This is a genomic window from Helicobacter bilis (genome assembly GCF_001999985.1).
GTDB classification, from domain to species: domain Bacteria; phylum Campylobacterota; class Campylobacteria; order Campylobacterales; family Helicobacteraceae; genus Helicobacter_A; species Helicobacter_A rappini.
The window spans coordinates 106,263-132,427 of the sequence record NZ_CP019645.1 but is presented as its reverse complement, the minus strand read 5'-3'; the positions used below and the strand labels follow the sequence as shown (position 1 = coordinate 132,427).

General features: G+C 34.7%; 24 protein-coding genes. 20 read left to right on the top strand and 4 right to left on the bottom strand.

Going from position 1 to position 26,165, the window contains the following annotated elements; all coding sequences use genetic code 11:
• Nucleotides 1-30: 30 nt before the first annotated feature.
• The 3 genes from XJ32_RS00580 to XJ32_RS12135 are packed head-to-tail and all read left to right on the top strand — an operon-like array spanning nt 31 to nt 5,924.
• Nucleotides 31-2,196 carry a hypothetical protein gene (locus XJ32_RS00580; RefSeq protein WP_077387982.1) on the top strand — a complete coding sequence of 722 codons (2,166 nt, stop codon included), beginning with the start codon at nt 31-33 and terminating at the stop codon, nt 2,194-2,196.
• Nucleotides 2,159-3,241: a putative barnase/colicin E5 family endoribonuclease gene (locus XJ32_RS00575; RefSeq protein WP_077387981.1), complete on the top strand. Its 1,083-nt coding sequence runs from the start codon at nt 2,159-2,161 to the stop codon at nt 3,239-3,241. Before XJ32_RS00580 ends, XJ32_RS00575 begins: the two co-directional genes overlap by 38 nt.
• Nucleotides 3,207-5,924, top strand: a complete 2,718-nt coding sequence (locus tag XJ32_RS12135) for an LPD23 domain-containing protein (protein ID WP_167619976.1) — start codon at nt 3,207-3,209, stop codon at nt 5,922-5,924. The genes XJ32_RS00575 and XJ32_RS12135 overlap by 35 nt, the downstream gene beginning before the upstream one ends.
• An 18-nt stretch (nt 5,925-5,942) precedes the next feature.
• Here XJ32_RS12135 and XJ32_RS00565 read toward each other — a convergent pair whose 3' ends face one another.
• Together XJ32_RS00565 and XJ32_RS00560 are read right to left on the bottom strand one after the other, a co-directional pair.
• Nucleotides 5,943-6,203 (bottom strand): hypothetical protein, encoded by a 261-nt coding sequence (locus XJ32_RS00565; RefSeq protein WP_077387980.1) that lies wholly within the window; start codon nt 6,201-6,203, stop codon nt 5,943-5,945.
• 21 nt (nt 6,204-6,224) lie between these two features.
• The gene (locus XJ32_RS00560) at nt 6,225-7,895 is read right to left on the bottom strand and encodes a DUF3944 domain-containing protein (RefSeq protein WP_077387979.1); all 1,671 of its coding nucleotides are present in this window, start codon (nt 7,893-7,895) and stop codon (nt 6,225-6,227) included.
• A 292-nt stretch (nt 7,896-8,187) separates the two neighbouring features.
• On the opposite strand from XJ32_RS00560, the gene XJ32_RS00555 reads away from it, so the two are divergent.
• Entirely contained in the window at nt 8,188-9,456 is a 1,269-nt protein-coding gene (locus XJ32_RS00555) for an HP0729 family protein (RefSeq protein WP_254422400.1), read from the top strand.
• Nucleotides 9,457-9,766: 310 nt separating this feature from the next.
• Here the strand turns inward: XJ32_RS00555 and XJ32_RS00550 are convergent, their stop codons facing one another.
• Nucleotides 9,767-10,237, bottom strand: coding sequence for an acyl-CoA thioesterase (locus XJ32_RS00550; RefSeq protein ID WP_077387978.1), 471 nt, complete (start codon nt 10,235-10,237; stop codon nt 9,767-9,769).
• An 81-nt stretch (nt 10,238-10,318) separates the two neighbouring features.
• On the opposite strand from XJ32_RS00550, the gene galE reads away from it, so the two are divergent.
• Nucleotides 10,319-11,356: a UDP-glucose 4-epimerase GalE gene (gene galE / locus XJ32_RS00545; RefSeq protein WP_004088025.1), complete on the top strand. Its 1,038-nt coding sequence runs from the start codon at nt 10,319-10,321 to the stop codon at nt 11,354-11,356.
• A 381-nt stretch (nt 11,357-11,737) separates the two neighbouring features.
• Here the strand turns inward: galE and bioB are convergent, their stop codons facing one another.
• Entirely contained in the window at nt 11,738-12,682 is a 945-nt protein-coding gene (bioB, locus tag XJ32_RS00540; protein ID WP_077387977.1) for a biotin synthase BioB, read from the bottom strand.
• 108 nt (nt 12,683-12,790) lie between these two features.
• Here bioB and XJ32_RS00535 point away from each other — a divergent pair, with 108 nt between their 5' ends.
• The 15 genes from XJ32_RS00535 (at nt 12,791) to XJ32_RS00475 (ending at nt 26,165) form a co-directional block, all read left to right on the top strand.
• Nucleotides 12,791-13,270 (top strand): hypothetical protein, encoded by a 480-nt coding sequence (locus tag XJ32_RS00535; protein ID WP_077387976.1) that lies wholly within the window; start codon nt 12,791-12,793, stop codon nt 13,268-13,270.
• A 551-nt stretch (nt 13,271-13,821) separates the two neighbouring features.
• The gene (locus XJ32_RS11605) at nt 13,822-13,977 is read left to right on the top strand and encodes a hypothetical protein (RefSeq protein WP_155761412.1); all 156 of its coding nucleotides are present in this window, start codon (nt 13,822-13,824) and stop codon (nt 13,975-13,977) included.
• Nucleotides 13,978-15,089: 1,112 nt separating this feature from the next.
• Complete coding sequence (locus XJ32_RS11600) at nt 15,090-15,239, top strand: hypothetical protein (protein WP_155761411.1); 150 nt, start codon at nt 15,090-15,092, stop codon at nt 15,237-15,239.
• A 236-nt stretch (nt 15,240-15,475) separates the two neighbouring features.
• Nucleotides 15,476-15,706 carry a hypothetical protein gene (locus tag XJ32_RS00530; RefSeq protein ID WP_077387975.1) on the top strand — a complete coding sequence of 77 codons (231 nt, stop codon included), beginning with the start codon at nt 15,476-15,478 and terminating at the stop codon, nt 15,704-15,706.
• 8 nt (nt 15,707-15,714) lie between these two features.
• Nucleotides 15,715-15,975 (top strand): hypothetical protein, encoded by a 261-nt coding sequence (locus XJ32_RS00525; RefSeq protein ID WP_077387974.1) that lies wholly within the window; start codon nt 15,715-15,717, stop codon nt 15,973-15,975.
• Between the two features lie 449 nt (nt 15,976-16,424).
• The gene (gene folK, locus XJ32_RS00520; protein ID WP_077387973.1) at nt 16,425-16,895 is read left to right on the top strand and encodes a 2-amino-4-hydroxy-6-hydroxymethyldihydropteridine diphosphokinase; all 471 of its coding nucleotides are present in this window, start codon (nt 16,425-16,427) and stop codon (nt 16,893-16,895) included.
• Nucleotides 16,892-18,340, top strand: a complete 1,449-nt coding sequence (flhF, locus tag XJ32_RS00515; RefSeq protein WP_034565430.1) for a flagellar biosynthesis GTPase FlhF — start codon at nt 16,892-16,894, stop codon at nt 18,338-18,340. Before folK ends, flhF begins: the two co-directional genes overlap by 4 nt.
• Nucleotides 18,341-18,576: 236 nt before the next feature.
• On the top strand, nt 18,577-19,410 hold the full coding sequence (locus tag XJ32_RS00510) for a fumarate reductase cytochrome b subunit (protein ID WP_004087235.1): 834 nt from the start codon (nt 18,577-18,579) through the stop codon (nt 19,408-19,410).
• Nucleotides 19,411-19,426: 16 nt separating this feature from the next.
• Nucleotides 19,427-21,397, top strand: coding sequence for a fumarate reductase flavoprotein subunit (locus XJ32_RS00505; RefSeq protein WP_005218160.1), 1,971 nt, complete (start codon nt 19,427-19,429; stop codon nt 21,395-21,397).
• Entirely contained in the window at nt 21,397-22,131 is a 735-nt protein-coding gene (locus tag XJ32_RS00500; RefSeq protein WP_004087231.1) for a fumarate reductase iron-sulfur subunit, read from the top strand. The genes XJ32_RS00505 and XJ32_RS00500 overlap by 1 nt, the downstream gene beginning before the upstream one ends.
• A 366-nt stretch (nt 22,132-22,497) precedes the next feature.
• Complete coding sequence (gene rfbA / locus XJ32_RS00495) at nt 22,498-23,370, top strand: glucose-1-phosphate thymidylyltransferase RfbA (RefSeq protein WP_020995901.1); 873 nt, start codon at nt 22,498-22,500, stop codon at nt 23,368-23,370.
• 13 nt (nt 23,371-23,383) lie between these two features.
• The gene (gene rfbB / locus XJ32_RS00490; RefSeq protein WP_077387972.1) at nt 23,384-24,400 is read left to right on the top strand and encodes a dTDP-glucose 4,6-dehydratase; all 1,017 of its coding nucleotides are present in this window, start codon (nt 23,384-23,386) and stop codon (nt 24,398-24,400) included.
• 4 nt (nt 24,401-24,404) lie between these two features.
• Nucleotides 24,405-24,788: a sugar 3,4-ketoisomerase gene (locus XJ32_RS00485; protein WP_410780175.1), complete on the top strand. Its 384-nt coding sequence runs from the start codon at nt 24,405-24,407 to the stop codon at nt 24,786-24,788.
• A gap of 2 nt (nt 24,789-24,790) precedes the next feature.
• On the top strand, nt 24,791-25,543 hold the full coding sequence (locus XJ32_RS00480; protein WP_020995906.1) for a class I SAM-dependent methyltransferase: 753 nt from the start codon (nt 24,791-24,793) through the stop codon (nt 25,541-25,543).
• A 37-nt stretch (nt 25,544-25,580) separates the two neighbouring features.
• Nucleotides 25,581-26,165: a class I SAM-dependent methyltransferase gene (locus XJ32_RS00475; protein WP_254422399.1), complete on the top strand. Its 585-nt coding sequence runs from the start codon at nt 25,581-25,583 to the stop codon at nt 26,163-26,165.

The following is a 26,165-nucleotide window of genomic DNA, read 5'->3' as shown; positions in this document are numbered from 1 at the left end:
TATGTCAGCATAGATTCTATCTCTAAGAACTTGCCAAAAGAGGATAAAGAAACAAGCAAGGTATTAAAAGAGTTAGAATACTGGAAAACACAATTTGACAAAGATGATATAGCAAGTTTCTACACCATAAAAGACGCACAAGAAACTCAAATTGCAATCACAGCCAATAAACAAGAATTACAAGAGAGAAAAGAAGTTATAGATAATGCTTTGAGTGAAGCTAGAAAAGATATAGAGACTATACAAAGAGAAGTTATAGAATCTAATCCTAACTTCATGCCTACTAGACAAATAGATGACTTTGACAATGAAGCAACTTATAAAATGGAAGTAGAGTTTGATAAACTCGGTATGCAAGAGTTTCAAAGAAAAATAGAGAGTGGGGAAATACAGCTAGATAAACCTACTCAAAAGACACTAGAGAATGCCTATTCACAATATAATCATTTATTACAAAAAAGAGAACTGCTAGAGAAAGACTTGCAAAGCTTTAAAGCCTTTGATGATAACAATATCTTAAAGACAAATAGCACTCTTATAGCACAAACACAAAGGGTATTACATCAAATACAAGATGATATTAGCTTTACCAAAGAAGCTATAAAAGATATAGAGAGTGAATTAAGCACAAGTAATAAAGCTTTAATACCTTTAAATACTCATGCAGAGACTAAAAAAGAAATCCATGCTTTTAGTAATCTTTTAGTCCCAACACAAACACAAACGAAACCAAGCTTTGCTACAAACTTAATGAAACAAGATACACAAGGCTTAATCCCTTATAACAACACACAAGCAAATAATGCTTTAATCCCTTATAACACACCACAAGACACTAAACTACTAGCATATAATGAAACAAAGCTATTAGAGTATAAAGAGACACTACACGCCTTGCAAAAGCTAGACAAAAGCTTTAAAGACTTTATGAGTATGCCTTTTAGCATTATTGTAGATTCTAAAGGCAATGCACTGCCTTTAACTTCTCAAGCTATAAAGAACTTTATATTTCATAATCTCTATAAAGAGTTTATGAGTGCCACAAAAGCATTAAATAAGCCTTTAGCACAGCTAGACTTTAAACCTTTAAGTAATGAGATAAAAGCACTGCCTTATAAAGCTAATACTAACCTAAAAGCACATTTAAGAGATATTAATGCAAAGACAAATGACTTTTTAGATTCTATGCAGGAGTTTAAAAACACTACAAAAGAGATAAAGCTATTGCCATATAATAAGCCTAGTGAAAATAAAGCAGTAGAAGTGGATAGGTTTAGGAATGTGTTGGGGGAAATATCAAAAACAAGAGAATATCAAGTTATCACAGATAAAAAGGCTTTTATAGAAAATCTTAATGTTTTAAAGTCGGTGGCAGAGCCTATACCGCCAACACTAGACATACATGCTTTCTTAAAAACTTTAGATAATGTAGAAAATAAAGAAAACTTTATCGAGCATTTATCGACTAGACAAGATTCACAGGCAAGACTAGCATATTTAAATCTTGTTGAACCCACACTAAAAAGGGCAGATATTGAACTCACTTTTTTACCAAATAAAAAAGAGTATATTAAATCATTTAAAGATAAGGATAACAATCTATTATATCTACTTGTAACAAAGAATAATGATAAAACTTTAATAACAGGGATTCCAAACGCAAATGAAAGATATGTAAAGAATGAGATAAACAAGGCGGACATTATCCATTCTTTCGTTCCGCTGAACAGACAAACAACCGAAGTTGTGAATGGACTATCAACACAGAATCCTACCACAAAACAAGAAATAAGTAAAGATATAGAGTCTAAAAGCACACAAGAAAAAGAAAAAAAAGAAAGAATGCACAGGGGTGTTTATAGTGTCTATTACGATGACATAATGATTGATTTTCGAAAAAAATACGACCCTGATGATGATTTGTGGTTTATGAAACATGCAAAACTTGAATACAGCGATAATGGAGAAGAAGTTTATGCAGCACTTAAACACCTTAATGAAGTTAGAGATAATGTATCAATCAAATATGATGATTATGTAGCTGCAACAGAACAAGTCAAAAACTCTCTCAATCGTGCTGCTTTAGACATTATTGATGATTTTAAAGCTTGTGATGAAGCACTTGAAGCAATAGAAAAAATACAAACTAAATTGCTTGATGACTATCCATTCACACAATCACAAAAGCATAGATAAGCCAAAAGAGAAAACACAAATCGAAACACTAGCTAATATGCCACACCACCCTGATGATATTAAGCAAATTGAAAATCTTCAAGCAGAAAGGCAAAGTCTATATGATGAATTAGCCGAGATATTTGATAGAGGTGAGAGACAATATTTTTTAAATGGTGTTGGCACATGGTATCACACAGAAGAAGATGCGCTAAAAAGATTCAATGAAATAAAGCAGGATTTAAGAGAGGGCAAAGGAATACGAGATGTCTCAAGTAACACTTTTAATAAAAATGAATATGTTACGAAAGTGAGACAAGCTGATGTTTTAAACATAGAGATAGACTACTTACAAATACCAAGAGGCTTAAGGGAAAAATATCCTAAAGTTGATAAATGGCTTATGGGCGTTTTGGATAATTATACGAGAAAACCTGAAGTATTTAAAGAAAGATTTGGTGATGTAGAAAGTTTTTTTGAAGATGCCGCTAGTTCAAGTATAGAAAAAGCATTAAATCTTTATCCTGTTAATATGATTGGGGGTATTGGAAAGAAAATGGGATATGACTATGCAGTTAAAGACAAAACATTCAAAAAAAGACTTGGAGAATTAGAATATCACAGAGAGCAAATAGAAGCACTTTTAGATATAACACCAATAGCAGAGTTTGGAAAAAACTATGCGGAGTTTTACAGAAAAGGACAAGAAGCTATTCAAAAGCTTATGGCAGAAAAAGAAGGACAAGTGGCAGGGGCATTTTATCGTAAAGAATTAGGCGATATTAATTTAGTTTGGGGACAAGTTAAAGGAAAAGGTAAAAATACAAAGGGCTATGGACTTGCTAAGATTATTGAGAAGCATTTAAACGCAGGGGATTTTGAAGCATTCGGTAAGGGCGAGGCTGGACTTATAAACGCTATGAGTGAGATTATACAAGATGGCAAGGTTATTACTCAAAATGGTGTAGATAGTATTATATTGCGTAAAAATGGAGAAGAATATAGAATTGGTATCTCTAAAGGTTGGGATAATGTGGGCGAAAATAAGTGGATTATCACAAGCTAAAAATAATAAATACAAGGAAGGTGTCGAGACTTCCTACCACGACACTTTTACTTCTAAAGAACCTTTAGAAAACCTTGCTACCAACATTATACCACAACAAACCCTAGAATCTACCATGCAAAAGTTTAATTACGATGAGAAAAAGGCAAAAGATTTACTAGAATGGCATAAAGATTCTAGCCCTTTAACAAAAGATGAAAATGGACTGCCTAAAGTGTTTTATCATGGCACAACACTAAGCAGTATGAAAAGATTGCATAATAAAGAACTTAAAAAACCTTTTGAAGTCTTTAATACTAAAGATAATTCAGTTTCTAATTTTAGCATAGGCAATTGGTTTTCCAATGATAAAAACCTTGCTAAAAACTATGCAGATGATGATGAAGGAAACTTTATATATGAAGTATTTTTAAATATCAAAAAGCCCTTTATTATGGAAAAAGAGCTTACACAAGAAAAAATAAAAGAGATTGATAAAATTTTTAAATTCACTAAAAAAGATAAAGAAAGGGGATTAAGGGCAATAGAAAATCTAAAACAAGCAAAAGCAGAGTTAAAAGAAAGCGGCTTTGAGTTTTTGCAATATGACAGAGAAAGCGTTAAGATAAGGCATATAGAAAGTGGTAAAGAGTTTAGCACACCGCTTTATAATCTAAAAAAGGAAAATTTGCATGAGAGCATAAGAGCTTACGAGGCAGATTTAAAACATAATCCTAATTTAGATGAGAGTTTGCAAGAGTTAAAAGAGCTTGATTCTCTCTTAAAAAAAGATTCGCCCACATTATATGAAGCTGGGTTTGAAAAAGAATTTTTTAAAAATGAAACCGAGCTTTATATCCTAGCCGCTGCAAGAGAGAATGAGAAATTACAGGAAGTAGTGGGCGGACACTATGGTGTATATGGCGGTTATGGAAGAATGTATCAAACAGCTAGAATCTATCCATTGCAACAATTTTATAAAAAAGCAGGATATGATGGCATATTGTTTAATGATAGGGAAATAGTAGCATTTGATTCTAACCAAATAAAACATATTGACAATAAAGGAAGCTATACAGATACAAAAGGCAATATCACAAAGACTAAACCAAAAAATAAAGAATCTACACATACCTACTTTAATGAAAATAGCCCTAATATCATGTATGCTAATCCAAGTCATTTGGGAAGTGGAATAATAAGTGGCACTGCAGCAGGAATTGAGACTGATGAGAATGGAAACATTGTAGGATTTAATCCTGCTAAGTTTGCCGCTGGATTCTTAGGTGGGGCGGTAGGAAGTAAGGCGGTAGCAAAAGGCTTAGAATGGAGAGCAAACAAAGTAGCTAAGAGTTATCCAAATATAGCTAAAGACAATCCAGCTTTAATGAGTGAAATAGCTAAAAGAGATTTGCAAACTTATGCAATGACAAATACACATAATGCCTTAACACGCTTTTTAAATAACAATAAGCTTTTAGATGTAAATCCACAGCTATTCGCAGGGGAAAAGGCTTTAGTAAATGAAGCCTATGCACCACACAAAGCAAGGCTAGAGAGGGCAAAAGAGTTAGAATCTAGTGGGGCAGATGAAATAGAGATATGGGAAAAAACAGGCTGGTATAAAGACAAGGATAAAAAATGGAAGTTTGAGATAAGCCAAAGTGGCGGGGAGCTAAAGCTAAAATACACACCAGAAGACAAGGAAGAGGATTGGTTGATTTATAATATAGGAGTAGAAAAAAGGCTTGTAGATTTTTTAAAAGATGATGAGCTTTTTAAAGCTTATCCGCAGTTGCAAGATATAAAAATAAAGACATTTACACACCAAGAAAGCGCGGAAAGTCCAAGCGTAGTAGGCAGATATAAACAAGACAAAAAAGCGATAAAACTTAATGCAGACAATATAGATACAGATGTAGAAAAAGCAAAAAGCACTCTCTACCACGAAATCCAACACGAATTCCAAGATATAGAGGGCTTTGCTTATGGGGAAAAATTAGAAACACTTAGCAAGGATAATTACAGGCTAAGGCACGGCGAAGTGGAAGCAAGGAATATTCAAGAGAGAATGAAAAGGTATATTGACGCCAAAACGCAATCAAAAGCGAATGAAAGATATATTGTAGATAAATTTGGCAAAGAGGGGGAAAAATTTAACAAGCTTGAGGACAGAGTTATGAATGCGATGATGAAAGGAGTAAATGACGACCTTAGTGAAGCGGAGCGAAAATTTTATGATGATTTTTGGGAGAAAAATATAAAGGGCGGAGCTTTAGGGAATGCACCAAGCTTTTATACATACCCACATCCACACAAAACTATGGATACACCTTTAAAAGATACCATAGCAGAAAGCACAATGCAAGGGGAAGCGTTAAGCAAGGAGCTAGAATCTAGCTTTTTAGATTCTAATGGCAGGATAGATTATAAGGCGTTGGAATCTTATGCAATGCCTTTACCTAAACCTACGGACATACAAACTTTTAGCCAAAATCTACTAAACTCAAAAAACGCTACACCAAACAAGGCTAAAAATAGAGTAGCATATAAAACACCAGCAGGAGTGGTAAATATCTATATCCCTTATGCGTATAGACATTTTGGTAAGCAAGGTAATAAAAAAGAGAATAGATTTAACATTACAGGTGCTTTAATCCGCATCTTATTTGCTTTTTTATATAAGGAAGATTCTAATGCATAAAACCATTTATTAGCAAGATTAGTTATTTTTAATTCCCACGATTATAACAATCATGATTGGCACAGAAATCACTCCGCAAATAATCCAAAGAATTTGAAATGGCTCACCTGCATACCAATAATACGCTTGTTCAAGTCCTTTAACAAACGCTATAAAAGGTAATACAAGAATAGCGACTGCTGTGCCAGCACCAAGCGCAGCAATAAGAAGCGCCAATACGACAAAAAATACAATTAAACCAGCCAATATAGCAAAAATAACAGTAATAGACCACAACATATTTTTATCCTTTCCTACAAATTAAAGTTTCTTTAATAAGCTATCGAGTATTTTTCTTATAGCTGGATTTTTAACAAATGGCAAAGCATAATCACTAATCATTTGCTTTGCAGTATCTTTATTTTCTTTTGCAAGATCTGTAGCAAATTCCCAAGTGGATTTCCACCACGATTTCTCATAATCTTTTTTACCATCATCTGTGCCTTTTTCTTTATTATCTTGTCCTATATACACAAGACGCTTTATAGGTGGGGTTTTCTTTGTGATAAAGTAGAGTAGCTTAGTAATATTATATGGCATCTCTTGTAGTTTATTCTCTTTCTTTAATCCCGCAGAGTAGTATATAGGCTCTACATCTACGCCTGTATCCTTTTTCACCCGCTCTTGTATATCATTGACTTTAGAATCTAAATATTGTATTTGCTCATCGGTTAATTTTCGTCCATTTTCTACAAAATCCACTCTATCAATAACACAATCACATTTATTTAATGCAATAAGGATTCTATCTTTATTTGGCATATTAGGGATTATCACTTTATTGATAAGCTTATATGCGGTTTCTAAATCTTTATTTGTCGCATCAAGGATAACTAGCACTAAATCAATTAAAGCATTGCCATCTTTATCTTTTTCTTGAAGTTTTGCGATTATATTATCTTTATGCTTTTTATCTTTTTCTTCGCCCTCACCAAGTCCTGGTGAATCCCAAAGTGTAATATTGTTGCTAATAACAAATTTTTCTATATTTTGTGTTTGTGGTTTTGAATCTGTGCCAATCTTTACAAAATTCTTACCATTTTTAAAGATAGCGGCAATTGTAGAGCTTTTGCCAACACCCGTAGCACCTACAACAAGGATATTAAGCTTTACTTTTAATTGCCCCATAATCTTTGTTGCCAATGCTATCTTTTGCTCTTCTTCTAAATCATCGCTAATAGTTTCCAAGCTTTCCATTATTTCTTTATGATTTGTTTCCAATTCTTCAATCTCTTTTCTATGTAAATGTCTTTGTCGTAAAAATGCTATTTGCAATGTTGCTGGTGTAGTTACGCGATAGGCTGGTCCCATTAAATCAGACATTAACCATAGCGTTGTCGCACCTGTTAAGATAGGATTTATAAGCCCAACTACTTTACCAATACCTAAAGTCGCACCAAAACTTGCAAATGCTGCTGCACCAGCTGCTGTTGTCATACCAAATGTTTGCATGGCCGCAGAAGTTACAATGGTTGATAGCTGATACATATAGAGCCCATTTGTGCTTTCTGGCTTTACTTCTTTCATTGCTTCCTCTAACTTTTTTGGATCTTCTTTTGCAAGAGATTCTGTAAGGTCTTTAAACATTTTAGTAATTAAAGCTTTCTCAATTGCGATAATATTACTATCTTTAGAGTAATCAACCTTTTGTTTATCGCATACATCACATAGAATCTCTTTATACAAAACACCGCCACCCCTTATTTTATTTACAATTGTGTGTCCGCCAAATGTTTGTAATTCTTCTATAATGTCATCTATATATTCATGATGATTTGGATAATGCTTTTTATAGGAATCTTTACCTGTAAGACTCTCTGCATGCCGCGTTTTACCATCAGTATCTTTTGTTAGCAACTCCACTAATACATCCAACTCTTCACTTGGAATCTCTCTCAAAAATTCCAAATCACTATCTTTCTTGTAAGCCATGATAATCCTTTGTGAAAAATACTAAATGTAATAATTTAGTAAAATCATTTTACAAAAAAAAAAAAAGAAATATAAACATGAAAAATAAAAGTATTTTTTTGTAATTTTTGGGGCAAGTGAGTTGTAGCTGCAAAAATGCGTTTTACACTTGACAAAAAAAGTCCTGTAACATGCACTAAAATATGCTGCAAAAGACATGCAAAACTCTATATAGCCGCTTAGTTTTTCAATGCAGAGATATTAAGATTTATAGGTTTTAGATTATAATATCTAAAAACATAAGGAAATAACAATGAATACTACCGCCTTACTCATACTCTATAACCCATATTATCAAAATGATGTCATAGAATCTCATCTTGAGATTCTAAAACTACATGGAAAAGTCTCGTTTGGTAAAATAAAATCAAAAATGAGAAATCCACAACTAGAAATCATGCAAAATAGCAATGCAAACACAAAATCTAGCCACAACGATACTACAACCCACAGCAAAGATTCCATAAAACACACGCAACATACGGCAATAAACACAATAGAATCTACACAAACAGATTCCATGCAAATACTGATAAATCAAACAAGCACACAGAATCCACTGCAACTTTTTCTTACTGATTATGCAAACCTTTATGTTTGCAAGGTTGTCTCTATATCTAAGGATAAAAATGTCCCTGCTCCTGCATATTATGATGAAAAGGGGCTTTGTGTAGAGTTTTGGTTTGAAATAAGTGATATGCAAGAACTTGTAAGAAATAATTTTGCAAATGTGAGAGATATGTTTTTGGCAAATTTTAAGACATTGCATAACAATCGCACTTTTGCACTCTATGGCAACGACTATACTTATCCACTTGCAATCACGATGAAAAAGCATAGGGATTATTTTGCTACATTTCATGCAAATAAACAGCCTATTCTACATTATCACAATATGTTTAAAACAGAAGAGCAAATTCAAATGCGTAACAATTTGATTGACTTCATCTTTGGTGAAAATTTGATTTATGATTTACTAACAGATTCTGCTGAAAACCTTATTAACGCTGAGCTAGAATACCATGCAAATAAAGGCAATCCACTCTACGACTGCACTGGCATTGTGATGCTATATAGTAAAACTATGGAGCAAGAGATAGGGCGATTTTGCAAGAAATTATTTAAAAACCTAGATATATTTGAAACAAGTCAAAATCAAAATAGCATAGGCGATTACACATACAAAGTGCAAGGGATAGAATCTAGTATAAAAGAATGGCTAGATTCCAAAGCTTTAATAATGCCAAATTTAGGCACATTAAATCACCTTTTAAATACCTTTAGGCAAAATATCTATAACTTTGCAAAGCATGGTATAAAAGATTCTAAAAATATTGGCTTGATGTATTTTATAGCCGAGTTGCAACAATTTATTAGAATCTTGCAGCCCATTAGAAATACCACAGCACACGCTACAAAAGCAAACTTAAAAAATGTCCTAACTTTACGCAAACAGATTTTAGGTATAGGAAGCGATAGCATTTTGGTTAAAATGATGGTTATATATTTGGCATTATTATAGTTAAAGCTGAAATCAGTCCAAAGAAGTATGGAGCTACTCTTTTATTTGTTTAATATGCTAAAAAACCATCAAACAACAAAACTCACTAAAAAACATAGGGACTTGGCAATCAAACACTATCTAAGATATTTCCTAGCAATGATTTATTCATAAATAATCCCTTGCTTTTAAGGAATAGCATGGCAAATCAGTCTTATTGACTTACTTGCATTACTATCAGCTGAATAAAAGCTAGATAAGGGATCTCATTATAGTGATCTTTCATGCTTGAATAAAAATGAATTTCACAAAAAAAGATAATATTTTCGATCTACTTCTTACTTTTTAGCTTTGCCTTGCTTGCTTCTCGCCTTAGTCTCCCTGCTTCAAATCGTCTTTTTTCTTCTTCAGTTTCTGGTGTGAGTGGTGGGACCTTTGTTGGTTTGCCATTAGAATCTAGGGCTACCATTGTAAAGTAAGAGCTATTGCAATGAGTTAGTGTCCGCTTAGCAATATCCTCTGCTACTACGCGGATTCCAACTTCCACACTTGTTGTGCCAGCGTAATTGATCGATGCAAGAAAATGGATAAGATTCCCAATTTTTATCGGGCTTTTAAACAGCACTCTATCGACACTAAGCGTTACCACACCGATACCACAATATCGTGTCGCACACGCATACGCAACGCCATCTAGCATTTTTAATAAATCGCCCCCATGCATTACACCATTAAAATTCACATGTTCGGGTGTCGCCAAAATCGACATTCTTAAAGTTTTATTATCAAAAACAGATTCCATATTTCTCTCCATTGAGTTAAACTGAAAGTAGCATTATAATGTTATAATGTAGGTTTTTAATTTGAGATATGAAGGAAAATTATGAAGATACTTTTTACAGGTGGTTGTGGCTACATTGGCTCACATTGTGCGCTTCATTTTTTACAGCATACGGAAGCTGAAATTATTATTGTAGATAATCTTTCAACAGGATTTTTGAAAAACTATGAATATTTAAAACATCAGTTTGGTGATAGAGTGCGGCTTGTGCGTGAAGATTTGGCAAATTGTGAAGAGGTTTTTAAACAATATAAAATTGATACAGTGTTACATTTTGGTGCATTTATCAGTGTAGCACAATCTGTGGAAGATCCTATTCTTTACTATACAAATAATACTTCTAAAACGCTGCAATTACTCTCATATTGTGCGAAATATAAGGTGAAAAACTTTATCTTTTCAAGCACAGCGGCAGTCTATGGTGAGCCAAATGAAGAGCATATCCCCGTTACAGAATCATGCCCCTTAAAGCCCATTAACCCTTATGGTTGGAGTAAGCTTATGGTGGAGACTATGTTGCAAGACATAGCAGAATCTGCAAAGATCAATTATGTTATTTTGCGATATTTTAATGTAGCAGGGGCAAATATGCTAAATGACTATACAGCAGATAGGGCATTAGGACAGCGTGTTAAGAACGCTACTCATCTTATCAAGGTGGCATGTGAATGTGCGGTAGGTAAGAGAGAGGGTATGAGTATTTATGGGACAAATTATCATACGCAAGATGGCACTTGCATAAGGGATTATATCCATGTTGATGATTTGTCTATGGCACACATTGAAGCTTATAAATTGTTACAAAATGCAGTAGGACCGCTTGGAGAGATATTTAATGTAGGTTATGGAATGGGCTTTAGTGTCAAGGAAGTGATTGAGTGTGTAAAAGAAGTCAGTAAAAATAATTTTAAAGTCTATACCACAGGCAGACGCGCAGGCGATCCAGCGATACTTATCGCAGATAATGCAAAGATTCTAAAAAATACAGAATGGAATCCACAATATAATAATCTCGCAAAGATTGTTGAGAGTGCATACAAGTGGGAGCTTTTTCTTAAAATGCAAGAGCAGGAGAAGTAAGGGGGGGGGGGGTGAAAATTTGGCTTAAATTTGGGATGAAGTGCAAATATAATTGTAGAATCCAATAATTAAAGAGCCATATATCAAAAGATATTCTGTAGTTTATTGGTGGTTTCATTGTAATTGTAGTCCTACCTTACGCACATATGATGGAAAGTTTCACTTTGATTTCATACTCTGTTGGGCGTAAGGGAGTTGCTCAAAATTAGCTTCCAAAAACATTATCACTCTTGTAGCCCCAGATAAGATTCCTGCTCGGAGGCTAAAATAGAAGTGTATTTACCAAATATTTTGTTTTACTAAATGGCGGCAACAATGGGTATTACATAGTTTATTTCATCTTGTTTAATCAAATAAACCTATTCTACGCCCCCCCCCCCCTTACGCCTTTGCCTCAACAAAGACTTCTTTGGAAAGATTAAGCCTTGCAAATAGCATATCATCTCTAGTTGGTGCGGCATTCTCTGTGGTAAGCAATCTATCACCATAAAAGACTGAATTAGCTCCTGCAAAAAAGCATAAAGCCTGCAAGGAATCATCCATTTGCGCTCTACCTGCTGATAAACGAATATAGGATTTTGGCATAAGAATGCGTGCTAGGGCGATAATCCTTACAAAGTCAAAGCAATCAAGCGTTTCGCCATTTTCTAGCGGTGTGCCCGGAATCCTTACAAGCTGATTAATCGGTATAGATTCTGGTGGCGTGGGGAGATTCGCAAGTAAAACTAACATATTGATTCTATCTTCATTGCTTTCACCTAAACCTAAAATCCCGCCGACACAGATTTTAAGCCCTGCATCACGCACATTTTTGATGGTATTTAGTCTATCCTCAAAAGTCCGCGTAGTAATGACATTGCTATAATATTCCTTTGAAGTATCAATGTTATGATTATAGAAATCTAGTCCAGAATCTTTTAGCTTTTGTGCTTGATTTTCATTCAATAAACCCAAAGTTACGCATGTCTCCATACCTAAATCTTTCACCTCGCCTATCACCTCGCAAAGCACCTCAAGGTCTTTATCGCTAGGGCTTCTGCCAGATGCCCCCATGCAAAAACGAGAGCTTCCTTTCTCTTTTGCTGCCTTTGCGTATTTTAGAATCTGTTCTTTATCTAGCATGCTTTCTTTTTTCGTGCCTGTGTTGTAATGGGCTGATTGCGCACAATATGAGCAGTTTTCCGTGCAAGCCCCCGTTTTTACGCTTAAAAGTGTGCTTGTTTGCAGTGAGTTTGGATTGAAGTTTTCTCTATGCAGAGTGTGTGCTTTATAGAGTAATTCCATAAATGGCAATTCAAAAATTTTATGTGCTTCTTCGTAAGTCATTGTTTATCCCTTGAAATTAGTATAAGGCTTTTATTATCTTTTATTTGTGTTAATAAGGCAAATTTTTTAGTGGCATAGCAACTCAATCGTTACAAAAAGTAAGACTTTATGATATTGATATGCTTGGGGCGGAGTTTAGAATTTAATTTAATCAACTCTAGCATTATAGGTTGCGTCAATAATATAGCAGGTATTCCTACACCTTGCATGCAAGTGGCTTTAATGCTTCCAACTGTAAGAGCTTTTAAAAAATATAATGATGATTATCCCATAATGCAAGTTTTAGTTAGCGGCAATGTCTTTAGTGATAGAGGTTTCTCTCTTATTGCTGCACTTAAGCCTAATTCATTCAGGATTAATTCCCCCCCCCCCCCCCAAATCCTAGTAGTTACTAATACACAGAGTAAAAATATTTTAGAATCAAAAATAGCTTATCGTAAGCCTACTTTTATTATCTGCTATAAAATAGATACCTTGCAAAAAACTCCCTCAATATCTATCAATGCAAGATTAATAGCAAAGAAATCAAAAATAACAAAGTATTGCAAGAAAATGATTATAATGATTATAAGGATAAAGATTTTATAAATAAAACATTCTGTATAGTATTTGACAATCACAAAAGGGCATATAGAGATAATAAAGAAGCTACGCAGAATAAAGACTATGGATATGGTCATTTTAAACTACTAGATAATACATATAAGGAATATATATAAGATAGCATATTCTTTAGAGAAATACGGCTTATGTCATCTTACTGCAATAAACTTATGATAAAATTTGGAAATGAATATAAATGAGGATATGCAGAGTAGTTTTAATAGCTACAGTGCTTTATCAAATGTATATGTGAGATAATTATGCAAGATGATAAAAAGCACAACACACAATTACAATTGATAAAGTATTACAGATAAATAGCTATAAAGAATAAAAGATTCTATTGCAAGATTTTTACAATCAGCACAAAACAATAAAAGAAATATAACAATCATTGCCCCTACTGACTTTATCGCAGAGAGATTATATAAGGAATTTAGTGAATATATGGATACTTGCACCATAGAAACCATTTGCTTTTATCCAATTAAACCAGAACATTTAATTTCAAATGACTGCAAAGCAAAAAGAAAGATATGGTAGGAAAAACTAAATATTGCATATATGAATGTAATGAGAATCCACTAGAAGTATTTATAAACAAGGTGACAAAAGAGGCAAATAGGGTAAAAGAAAATAAACAGAAGGAAGTAGGAAAGTCAAATTTTTATATGAATTTGCAAGTGCCTTAGTCTCACCTCTATTGCAGGTTAGCTCTGGCAGGAGTAGGGATTTATATAATATACATTCTGTGAAAGCTAATCAAAAAAATAAGTAATATGGCTTCTTTGAGAACATAGAGCAGCTTGACTACACGAACGCATATATAACAATAGGTTTAATGATGTAGATGATACAGATTCTATAGGGATAAAATATATAAAAGAGTTTTTATTGATGTGATAGAGGGAATAACAAACTATATATAAAGCATATATTACAGATGAATACACCATGAGAGATAAATTGAAAGACATAAAAACAAAGCTTATGAATGCTAGAAATGAAATTCTAAAAAATCTAAGCACACAGAGCAAAATAAATAAGATGATGAGACAAGGGCTGATTTACTTGTTGCATTAAAGTTTGGGATAGTCATTATTAGTATGTGTGTTTATCTCTTGGTAGCGGTGCTACATTCATTTTCTTGCTTTAAGCTTAGGTTCTACTTCAGCTATAAGAGAGATTTATGATATAGCAAAAGAATTGCATGAGATAGGACACAATAGACATTACAGTGCACTTGCATTGCCCAACTTACCGCATTTTTGAGGATATTAGCGAGATCTTGCTATATGTTTGCTAGAATCTCATGTCTTTATGCTATTTGATAGCAGTGGTAATTTTATAGATTTAAGCGGCATTGATGCTGATTTTTTTATACAAAAAAGTCTTTCAATCTTACGCCAGACTTTAATTAAATCTTACAAGGAAAATATCATGGACATATACAAAATATTATAAATATACTCGCTAAAAAAGTCATTTACGATAAATAATAATAGTGAATATTTATATATGTGTATATCCCCATTAAATAAAGATTCTGAAGAAAGCCCATCTTATACCCCATTTAACAAGCTTACAAACTCATATACAAATCTTGTTTATATATCATATAAAAACTTTACATCAAGAATATTAGCAGCTGATATAAAAAGAAAAATATCGCAACACAATCTAGTAAAAACTATCTTATACTCACACAACCACCAAATAAGGAAAAAGCAAGTAGTATGGAGCACAGGCACTAAGTGGGTTAGACATAAAAATACAAGGCAGACCAGAACTACCTAAGCTAACAATGCAAAATAAAACGCAAGATTATAATGCATATAAACATGATGATATGGATTTAAACAATATTTTTTTATGCTTACCTCCATTTGTAAAAATAGATCAAACAAAAAATTGGGGTGGGGTGGGGGGGGGGGGGGAATACAAAAGGAAATAAAGCTTTATCAAATGATGATAGAATATATATATATATATATATAAGTTTATGTTGCAAAATGAAAATACAGAATCCATAAAAGCACTGCAAGAAACTTTTATTAAAGAGCATTTAAGTATTATAGGTTTTTATTTGATTCTATAAAATTCCAAATATATACCAAAAGCGATGATATTGTTTCTGGTGGAGAAAAATATGTCTATACGCCAGAAAATACCTTTTTAAAAGCATTGCGTTTGTATTATTTAGAGCAAGATAGCGTGGAGCTTAAAAAAAAGGGGGGGGGGGTCTTGCAGAATTTTATGCAAAAAGCTAGCAACATAGAGCAAACACTGCAGGGAAAAAAGACGCAAGTTTTAGTTCAGTGCAACAGACAACAAACAATTCCCATTTATTTGAAAGATAAAATTCAAGAGGCTATGAAAGCATATAAAGAAAATGAGTGCAATGAATCTAAATTGTGTTAGGAAATTTCATGGGCAATACAACACTATATCCATTTTCAAATGATATAAATAAGATTAGCTTTGCTTTTATAAGCAATAGCATAAAAGAGCAATATATAGGCTTTAGTAATAAAAATCTCAATGACGCTTTGTTGCTTATTATGCAATCCATTGGAGAAAATATACCAACAAATCTATTGCCTAGCACAAAAATATTTTTCACTAATACGCAAAGTAAAACACTAGAAGCATTAGAGATATCACTAAATAATAAAAAAAAGATTCCATAAAAGCCTCAAATAATATAAAGAGAAATAAACAAATAAATGACTTATTAAAAAAATAGATTTACAGAAATTAAGTCAAAATAGTTTAATCAAACAAGATATGGAGGGCAATAAACTAACCCTAAGCAAAGAAGGCAATAATATCAAAATACGCATTATAAATAATAATATTATAAAGCAACCGACATATATCACAATATCACCGGATAGCATCAAAGCAAAAAAAGTACATATCAAAAACTATTGACAATGATATAAATAAAGCAGTATCAACAGCCATTACACTTGCTTTAGCAGATGCTTCGCTCGCTAAGATTACAGAATCTAAACTTTTGTATTTCAAAATACTAATTTTTTAGGTATAATAGCGAGTTTTATTAAGATTAGAATTTGGATTAGATTCTCTAACTACTATTTATTCGTGATAGTTAAATTATAGGCAAGGAGTTTTTGTGAAGCTATTTACAAAGCATTTTCCTTATGTGCAACATAATTGCAAAAGTTATGCAAATATGGTTGTTTGGGGTATAGGTGCAAATGTTGGTCATTGCATAAAAACTTTTGAGCAACTTTTTTCTTGCTTATATAAACACCCAAAGATTCAGATTCACAGCACAGCATACATTTATAAGAATCCACCTTTTGGATATATAAAACAGCCAGATTTTTACAATACAAGTATTATATTTAGCACATCTTTATGTGTGAGATCGCTTTTTTCTCTTATGTTTTATCTTGAAAGAAAGTTTGGTAGAGAAAGGGTGCGTTTAATGAAAAATGGGGAGCGTAGCTTGGATATTGATTTAATTTTTTATGCGAAAAAGAAGGTAAATTTAGCTCACATGTATCTACCACATAGAGATTATGCTAATAGGCAAAGTGTGTTGCAACCACTTACTTTTCAATTAGGTTTATTTAAATGAAGCTTTATACTTATTCAGGAGAGACACCACCAGAGGCTTTGAAAAAAGCACAGAGTATGCACGGAGATGAAGCATTAATCATTGATAGTAAAGAAATAAGAAAAAAAACTCTAACAGAGCCGGGCTTATATGAAGTCGTAGTCGCAGTCCAAGACGATGCAGCCCCAGTGCCACAGCCAGAAGTAGTTGCACCGAGGTCTAATAGCATTCAGCAAAGACTTGATGAAATAGCACAAAAAGAGCTTGAGCGCAAAAGGGCGCAAAAAAAACTTGATGTTTTTGATGAAGATATTAGTCGTCAGCTTAGTCGTGCAGTAAAAGAGATTTCAGAATTATCTAGCGACATAGATTCGGAAGATATTCGCCTTGATTTTAGTCCAAATGTTACGAATAGATTGCAAACACAATCTACAAAAAAAGATGATTTACAGGTTGCAAATGCACCGATTTTACAGCAAACTTCAAGCACATTAGAAACACTTAATAAACGAGTTGGATCAAAGTTGCAAGAGCGACAGAATCTGCAGGGGGCAAATGTAGAAGAGTTGCGTGGGATAAAGCAAGAGCTAGATAAATTAAATGATAAACTAAAGCTTATTCAAAACATGGTATGGGACGATAAAAGTCCAAAAAGTGAGGGCATAAATATACCCCATGAGTTTGCTGAAATCTATCGTATTGCAAAGAGTAGCGGTATCATTAAAAGTCATCTTGATGCGATTATGAGCCTTAGCCTTGAGCTTATGCCGCTTAAAATGCGTGAAAACTCTTTGACTATCAAGCGTTATTTTAGGGAAGTGCTGCGTAAAATGGTATATTGTCGTCCAGAAAGCAAGGATATGACAAAAAAAATAATGATGCTTGTAGGTCCAACAGGTGTTGGCAAGACTACCGCACTTGCAAAACTTGCTGCTAGATTCTCACTTGAGAAAAAGGCAAAGGTCGGCATTATCACCCTTGATAGTTACAGAATCGGTGCATTGCAGCAGCTTGAATGGTATGCAGAGAGAATGCGTATTAGCATTCAAATGGTGGTTGCCCCAGAAGAGTTTTTACAAGCCCTAGACTCACTTCGTTATTGTGATTATATTCTAGTTGATACTGCAGGTCGTAGTCAAAATGATAGTGAGAGAATTGCACAGATAAAAAAATACTTACAAGGTGATTATAAAATCAATACTTCACTTGTTATGAGTGCGACAACAAAATTTGAGGATTTGCGTGATATTTACGATGCATTTAGTATTTTGAATCTTGATACATTGATATTTAGCAAACTTGATGAAAGTCGCGGCTTAGGCAATATTTTTTCCCTTGCGTATGAGACAAAAAAACCCATCAGTTACTTTTCTATCGGGCAGGAAGTCCCCACAGACTTGGTTGTAGCAACTAATGAGTCGTTAGCTGATTGGCTTTTAGATGGTTTTATAAAACCTATACGATAGCTTTAGATTCTTAGAATCTTCTATACAAATATACATACTTTCACATCAACTTATCGTAACTATATGCTGTAAAATGGGGTTGTGTGTAGTTTTTACACATAGTTTTGTAAAAAAAGTTTTAAAACAAATTGCTAAAAGAATTTCAAAGTGATTATATCTTATAATGTTACGCGGAAGTATGCAGGGTAAATATGGCATACTACTGGCAAATCAAAGCTCATTTTAAGGGAGGCTTAATGCAAGAAGAGAAGGTGATAGAAGGTTATCTTGGCATAACCACAGAACGCAAAAAAAGTAGAGTGCCTGCACGATTAGACTGGTGGCAAAGTGCTACCGGGCTTTTTTTAGGCTTATTTATGATAGCACACATGTTTTTTGTCTCTAGTATTCTTATTAGCGATCAATTCATGTTTACCATCACGAAGTTATTTGAGGGTAGTCCATTTCTTAGCAAAGCTGGAGAACCAAAAATAGTAAGCGGTGTAGCGGCATTTGTATTTATTGTTTTTGTTGCACATGCTTTTTTAGCAATGCGAAAATTTCCTATTAATTATAGGCAATTTCTTGCTTTAAAAGCACATAAGCATGTGATGAAGCACAGCGATACAAGTTTATGGTTTATACAAGCGGCAACAGGCTTTGTTATGTTTTTCTTGGCAAGTGTGCATCTTTATATCATGTTTGCAGAGCCAGATACTATTGGACCAAGTGGTTCTTCATTTAGATTCTTTGAGCAAAACTTTTGGCTGCTCTATATTGTTTTACTTTTTGCGGTTGAATTGCATGGTTCTATCGGTCTTTATCGTCTTTGCATTAAATGGGGATGGTTTGAAGGGCTTGGAATCAGTGGTTTAAGAACTGCAAAATGGCTTATGAGTGCGTTCTTTATTATTTTAGGTCTAGCTACATTCTATGCGTATTTTAGTAAGGGAATGAATCAGGATTTTAAAAGCATTCAAGATGCTAAAGAGTATGACCATGAAAGATTTGGTGTTCATGTTGAAGCAACAAACACAAATGCAATGGCAGACAAAGCTCTTGCTATTGCAAAAGAAAATCTAAGCAAGTAATAGAAAAGGAAGATATATGAAAGTAGTATATTGTGATGCGTTGGTTATTGGGGGCGGATTAGCAGGGCTTAGGGCTTCTATTGCAGCAAAAGAGGCAGGATTAAACACAATTGTATTAAGTCTTGTCCCAGTAAAAAGAAGCCACTCGGCAGCAGCTCAAGGTGGTATGCAAGCAAGTCTTGGAAACTCTGTAAAGAGTGATGGTGATAATGAGGATTTACACTTTGCTGACACGGTGAAAGGAAGCGATTGGGGTTGTGATCAAGATGTAGCAAGAATGTTTGTTACCACCGCTCCAAAAGCAATTAGGGAGCTAGCAGGATTTGGTGTGCCTTGGACTAGAATCCAAAAAGGTGATCGTCCGGCAGTTATCAATGGCGAAAAAGTAACAATTACAGAAGATGACTTCCGCCACGGCTATATCCATTCACGCGACTTTGGTGGCACAAAAAAATGGCGAACTTGCTATACTGCCGATGCGACAGGGCATACTATGCTTTATGCGGTGGCAAATGAAGCTTATAAGCTTGGTGTGGATATACAAGATAGAAAAGAAGCTATTTCTATCATTCATCAAGATGGCAAGTGCTATGGTGCGGTTGTGCGTGATTTGGTAACAGGCGAGCTTATAGCCTATGTATCTAAAGGCACATTACTTGCCACAGGTGGTTATGGTAGAGTGTATAGAAATACGACAAATGCGGTAATTTGTGAAGGTATTGGTGCAGCTATTGCGATGGAGACAGGTGTTGCAAAACTTGGCAATATGGAAGCTGTGCAGTTTCACCCAACACCGCTTGTGCCTAGTGGAATCCTACTTACAGAAGGTTGTAGGGGTGATGGTGGAATCTTGCGTGATGTTGATGGCTATCGCTTTATGCCTGATTATGAGCCAGAGAAAAAGGAGCTTGCAAGCCGCGATGTTGTGTCTCGTAGAATGCTTGAGCATATCCGCAATGGTAAAGGTGTAAAATCACCTTATGGTGATCACTTGTGGCTTGATATTGCTATCTTGGGTAGAGCACATGTTGAGAGAAATTTACGCGATGTGCAAGATATTTGTAAAACATTTGCAGGTTTAGATCCAGCAGAAAAATGGGCGCCTGTGCGACCTATGCAGCATTACTCTATGGGTGGTATTCGCACAAATTATCAAGGTGAAACTTATCTTAAAGGATTATTTGCGGCGGGTGAAGTTGCGTGCTGGGATTTACATGGATTCAATAGGCTTGGTGGAAACTCTGTAAGTGAAGCGGTGGTATCTGGCATGATTATCGGTGGATATTTCACTGATTATTGTGTGAAAGCACAAATTGAAGTGCAAACTTCTGTGCTTGAGAAGTTTATTAAAGAGCAAGAAAGCTATATTGCTTCTCTTATTAATAATTCTGGCAATGAAGATGTCTATGAGCTTAAAAATGCGATGAAAGATATTATGGATAATGATGTGGGTATTTTCCGTGATGGTAAGAGTTTGCAAGAAGCTGTTAATAAACTTGAAGAGTTATTTAAACGCAGCAGAAATATTCATGTGAAAAACAAAAAGTTGCATAATAACCCAGAGCTAGAAGATGCTTACCGCACGCCAAAAATGCTTAAAGTTGCTTTATGTGTAGCGAAAGGTGCGCTTGATAGGACAGAATCTCGCGGGGCACATTCAAGGGAAGATTATCCAAAAAGAGACGATGCAAATTGGCTTAAACGCACACTTACAAGCTGGGAAGATCCAAACCAAACATTACCAACGGTAACTTATGAAGATTTGGATATTATGAAAATGGAGATTGCTCCGGGCTTCCGCGGATATGGTGCTAAAGGTATGATTATTGAGCATCCAAATAGTGCTATAAGACAAGCTGAGATTGATAGAATCACACAAGAGATTCAAGCTAAAGGTGGCGATAGATATGCCCTGCAAGAAGCTCTTATGCCATTTAATTTGCAACCACAATATAAAGCAAGAAATCAAAGATTAGGAGATAGATAATGAGTGCTGAAACTAAAGGAAGAACATTAACTATAAGAGCATTAAAATTTGACCCACAGAGTGCCACTTCAAAGCCACATTTTAGGGAATACAAAATTGAAGAAGCACATTCTATGACTGTTTTTATTGCGCTTGGTATGATTAGAGAGCAGCAAGACCCGGATTTGAGCTTTGACTTTGTATGTCGTGCTGGAATCTGTGGTAGTTGTGGCATGATGATTAATGGGCGACCCGGTCTTGCTTGCAGAACTTTGACACAAGATTTCCCTGATGGCGTTATCACGCTTATGCCTTTACCTGCATTCAAGCTTATTAAGGATTTAAGTGTAAATACAGGTGATTGGTTTGCAGGAATGACAAAACGAGTTGAAAGCTGGATTCACACACAGCATAAACCCGATATTTCAAAGCTTGAAATGCCTATAGAGCCTGAAGTGGCTGATGAAGTTTTTGAGCTTGATAGATGTATTGAGTGTGGGTGCTGTATCGCAAGTTGTGCGACAAAGGTTATGCGTGATGACTTTGTAGGTGCTGCTGGTATGAATAGAATTGTGCGATTTATGATTGATCCACATGATGAGCGAACTGATGAAGATTATTATGAGCTTGTAGGTAATGATGATGGTGTATTTGGTTGTATGAGTCTTATTGCTTGTCATGATGTATGCCCTAAAGAGTTGCCACTTCAAAGCAAGATAGCATATTTGCGTCGCAAGATGGTGGCTTTACGCTAGAATCTTAATGTTGATTCAGAACTATAAAATGTAGCCTTATTATTGACTTGCATAATTGCGAGTTAGCGTGAAGCTAGTGTCTAGTGCGAAACTTTAGAAAAGGCGATAACTGACTTATAGCTTGATATTGAGCAAGAATATCAAGCTTATGTTTAAAGATGTTTTATGTTCACTTCATTTTATTTACAAAAAATCTGTTTTTTTAAATGTCCTGATGCAATATTATATATTTTCTATATTTGACTATTAAGCATAATAGATACGCCAAGTATAAACTTTTATATTTACCTTACTTGCAATAATTTTTGCTACAATCTGCACTTTTATGGCGAGTTTTCGAAGTTGTTTAAAGAAAGGTTTGTAGGCATGAAAGGCATAGTTTTGGCAGGTGGAAGTGGGACAAGACTTTATCCATCTACGCTTATGGTATCTAAGCAATTGCTACCTATTTACGATAAGCCTATGATTTATTATCCATTATCTGTGCTAATGCTTGCGCAAATTAGAGAGGTTTTAATCATTTCTACCCCTAAAGATACACCAAGATTTAGAGAGATTTTTGGCGATGGTAGTTGGCTTGGTATGGAGATTGAGTATTCTATACAAGAGAGCCCTGATGGATTAGCTCAAGGACTTATTTTAGCAGAGCAGTTTGTAGGCAATGATGATGTAGCATTGATTCTGGGGGATAATGTCTTTTATGGGCAGGGCTTTTCGCCTATGCTTTTAGAGGCAAAGCAAGAGGCACAAAATGGCATTGCTACGATTTTTTCCTATCGCGTTAAAGACCCAGAGCGTTTTGGTGTGGTAGAGATAGATAAAGAGGGCAGGGCGTTAAGTATTGAAGAGAAGCCACTTAATCCTAAGAGTAATTTTGCGGTAACTGGGCTGTATTTTTATGATAACAACGCCATTTCTATCGCTAAATCTTTAAAGCCTAGTGCAAGGGGAGAGCTAGAAATCACTGATGTAAATATTGCGTATTTAAAGCAAAATAAGCTAAGATCTCAAGTGCTAGGAAGGGGCTTTGCGTGGCTTGATACGGGCACACACGATAGTCTTGTGGAGGCTTCTACTTTTGTGCAGACTATTGAGTTGCGGCAGGGCTATAAAATTGCTTGTTTAGAGGAGATTGCCTATCATAATGGTTGGATTGATGAAGAAAAATTGCTAGAGCGTGCTTGTGTTTTGCAAAAAAGTGGCTATGGTGAGTATTTGAAAAATCTTTTAGAACATTAGGTGGGGTAGGGCAGTGAAAAGTATTTTAATAACAGGTGGGGCTGGTTTTATCGGTAGCAATTTTGTGTTGTATTTTTTGAAAAAATATCCAAATTATCACATTGTAAATTTAGATCTGCTTACTTACGCTGGGAGTCTAGAGAATCTAAAAGGTGTGGAAAATTTCAGCAATTATACTTTTATGCAGGGCGATATTTGCGATGAAAGCTTGGTGAATGAGATTTTCACAAAATATGAGATTGAAAGTGTGATACATTTTGCTGCTGAATCTCACGTGGATAATTCTATTGCCAATCCCAATGCGTTTATAAAAACAAATGTCAATGGGACTTTTAATCTTTTGCATACTGCTTATTTACATTGGTTTGAAGCACCGCATATTGCAAAAAGAGGCAAGGAAAATTGTGTGTTTCATCACATTAGCACTGATGAAGTTTTTGGCTCTTTGGGCGAGAGTGGGTATTTTACAGAATCTACACCCTATGCACCAAACTCCCCCTATTCAGCTTCTAAGGCATCAAGCGATATGCTTGTGAGATCTTATATCCATACCTATGGATTAAAGGCATTTATCACAAATTGTTCTAACAATTATGGTCCTAAGCAACACGATGAGAAGCTTATCCCCACGATCATTCGTAACGCTCTGCAAGGTGAGACAATACCTATTTATGGCGATGGTAAAAATGTGCGTGATTGGCTCTATGTGGAGGATCATTGCCGTGCTATTGATGTAGTATTTCACTCACAATGCTATGGCGAGACTTTTAATGTCGGTGGGAATTGTGAGCGTGTGAATATAGAGATTGCAAAGCATATTTGTGCGTTGCTTGATGAGATTGCCCCAAGGGCGGATAAAAAGTCTTATCAAAGTCAAATTGCTTTTGTGCAGGATAGGGCAGGACACGATAGGCGTTATGCCATTGATTCTAGCAAGATAGCTAAGATTCTAGGCTGGAAGCCACAAGAGAGTTTCGCAAGTGGGCTAGAGAAGACATTGCGGTATTATGTGAGAAAATATAATGTATAAAGTTATGCAGTTACAAACGATCGGGGATAAACGCGGGAAACTCATCGCTTTAGAATCTAATAAAAATCTCCCTTTTGCGATTAAAAGGGTGTATTACATTTATGATACATTGCCTGATGAAGAGAGGGGATTCCACGCGCATAAGCATTTGGAGCAGCTTGTAGTGGCAATGGATGGTGCGTGTGAGTTTGTCCTAGATGATGGGCAAAAGCGGCAGTCTATATGGCTTAATCGCCCCGATGTGGGCTTATATATTGGCAAAAATATGTGGCGAGAAATGCGGAATTTCTCATATGGTTGTAAGCTAATGATTTTAGCTAGCGATTACTATGATGAGAGTGAATATATCCGCGATTATGATGAATTTTTAAAAGCAGTCAAAGGGTAAAAATGCAACGAGATATAGATAAATATACGCAAGATTATCTAGCGAGTTCTTATGACTTTGAAAGCATTATGGTGTCTTTTCGCCGTAAAAAAGTCTTAGAGTTTTTAGAATCTTATAATGCGAAACATATACTAGAGATAGGTTGTGGCAATGATTCTATAATGAATTATTATAAAGATTTTGAAACTTTTTGTATTGTTGAGCCTTCCAAAGTCTTTGCAGAGAAAGCACAAAAAGATTCTAAGGGTGCTAAAAATATTCAAGTGGTAAATGACTTTGTAGAATCTAAACTTATAGAGTTAAAAACACAAAAATTTGATTTCATTATCCTTAGCTCTCTTTTACACGAAGTGATAAATCCAGAATCTTTTTTAAAAGATATATTTAGCTTGTGTGATAGCGATACTTTACTTCATATTAATGTGCCTAATGCGTATTCATTCCATTTATTGTGGGCGTATCAAAGTGGGCTTATTGAGACAATTGGGGATATTACGAAAGAAGCGAGAGAGTTTCAAAGACATACGGCTTTTTCTCTTTCCACCCTTGTAGATTTTGTTATTAAGGTTGACAAGCAAGCAAGCATTGTAGATAAAGGCTCATATTTTATTAAACCCTTTAATCACAAGAAAATGCAAGAGTGTATGCAAAATGGAATCATTGATGAGAATCTGTTATTAGGACTAGATAAAATGACTGAATATCTACCAGAGTTTGGTGCAGAAATATTTCTAAATTGCAAAGTGAGTGCATGAAATGTTTCATAAGAATAAAAGCAGTCAAAGGGTAAAAATGCAACGAGATATAGATAAATATACGCAAGATTATCTAGCGAGTTCTTATGACTTTGAAAGCATTATGGTGTCTTTTCGCCGTAAGAAAGTTTTAGAGTTTTTAGAATCTTATAATGCGAAACATATACTAGAGATAGGTTGTGGTAGTGATTCTATAGTAAATCATTATAAAAATTTTGAATCGTTTTGTATTGTTGAGCCTTCCAAAGTCTTTGCAGAGAAAGCACAAAAAGATTCTAAGGGTGCTAAAAATATTCAAGTGGTAAATGACTTTGTAGAATCTAAACTTATAGAGTTAAAAACACAAAAATTTGATTTCATTATCCTTAGCTCTCTTTTACACGAAGTGATAAATCCAGAATCTTTTTTAAAAGATATATTTAGCTTGTGTGATAGCGATACTTTACTTCATATTAATGTGCCTAATGCGTATTCATTCCATTTATTGTGGGCGTATCAAAGTGGGCTTATCCCAGCACTTGGCGGTTTAACACATACTGCTAAAAATCTCCAGCAACACACAACTTTTTCCCTTGCAAGTCTTATAGACTTTGTAAATAAAACTAATGGGGGGGGGGGGTAA

What these genes read in the sequence shown, in the direction of transcription:
- XJ32_RS11600 (WP_155761411.1), top strand. Translation starts at nt 15,090, where the DNA reads ATGCAAAATAAAACGCAAGATTATAATGCATATAAACATGATGATATG.
- XJ32_RS00510 (WP_004087235.1), top strand. Translation starts at nt 18,577, where the DNA reads ATGCAAGAAGAGAAGGTGATAGAAGGTTATCTTGGCATAACCACAGAA.
- XJ32_RS00525 (WP_077387974.1), top strand. Translation starts at nt 15,715, where the DNA reads ATGGGCAATACAACACTATATCCATTTTCAAATGATATAAATAAGATT.
- XJ32_RS00555 (WP_254422400.1), top strand. Translation starts at nt 8,188, where the DNA reads ATGAATACTACCGCCTTACTCATACTCTATAACCCATATTATCAAAAT.
- XJ32_RS00560 (WP_077387979.1), bottom strand. Translation starts at nt 7,895, where the DNA reads ATGGCTTACAAGAAAGATAGTGATTTGGAATTTTTGAGAGAGATTCCA.
- XJ32_RS00535 (WP_077387976.1), top strand. Translation starts at nt 12,791, where the DNA reads ATGATATTGATATGCTTGGGGCGGAGTTTAGAATTTAATTTAATCAAC.
- flhF (WP_034565430.1), top strand. Translation starts at nt 16,892, where the DNA reads ATGAAGCTTTATACTTATTCAGGAGAGACACCACCAGAGGCTTTGAAA.
- XJ32_RS12135 (WP_167619976.1), top strand. Translation starts at nt 3,207, where the DNA reads ATGTGGGCGAAAATAAGTGGATTATCACAAGCTAAAAATAATAAATAC.
- galE (WP_004088025.1), top strand. Translation starts at nt 10,319, where the DNA reads ATGAAGATACTTTTTACAGGTGGTTGTGGCTACATTGGCTCACATTGT.
- XJ32_RS00565 (WP_077387980.1), bottom strand. Translation starts at nt 6,203, where the DNA reads ATGTTGTGGTCTATTACTGTTATTTTTGCTATATTGGCTGGTTTAATT.
- XJ32_RS00505 (WP_005218160.1), top strand. Translation starts at nt 19,427, where the DNA reads ATGAAAGTAGTATATTGTGATGCGTTGGTTATTGGGGGCGGATTAGCA.
- XJ32_RS11605 (WP_155761412.1), top strand. Translation starts at nt 13,822, where the DNA reads ATGGTAGGAAAAACTAAATATTGCATATATGAATGTAATGAGAATCCA.
- XJ32_RS00550 (WP_077387978.1), bottom strand. Translation starts at nt 10,237, where the DNA reads ATGGAATCTGTTTTTGATAATAAAACTTTAAGAATGTCGATTTTGGCG.
- XJ32_RS00485 (WP_410780175.1), top strand. Translation starts at nt 24,405, where the DNA reads ATGCAGTTACAAACGATCGGGGATAAACGCGGGAAACTCATCGCTTTA.
- XJ32_RS00480 (WP_020995906.1), top strand. Translation starts at nt 24,791, where the DNA reads ATGCAACGAGATATAGATAAATATACGCAAGATTATCTAGCGAGTTCT.
- XJ32_RS00475 (WP_254422399.1), top strand. Translation starts at nt 25,581, where the DNA reads ATGCAACGAGATATAGATAAATATACGCAAGATTATCTAGCGAGTTCT.
- bioB (WP_077387977.1), bottom strand. Translation starts at nt 12,682, where the DNA reads ATGACTTACGAAGAAGCACATAAAATTTTTGAATTGCCATTTATGGAA.
- rfbA (WP_020995901.1), top strand. Translation starts at nt 22,498, where the DNA reads ATGAAAGGCATAGTTTTGGCAGGTGGAAGTGGGACAAGACTTTATCCA.
- XJ32_RS00575 (WP_077387981.1), top strand. Translation starts at nt 2,159, where the DNA reads ATGACTATCCATTCACACAATCACAAAAGCATAGATAAGCCAAAAGAG.
- XJ32_RS00500 (WP_004087231.1), top strand. Translation starts at nt 21,397, where the DNA reads ATGAGTGCTGAAACTAAAGGAAGAACATTAACTATAAGAGCATTAAAA.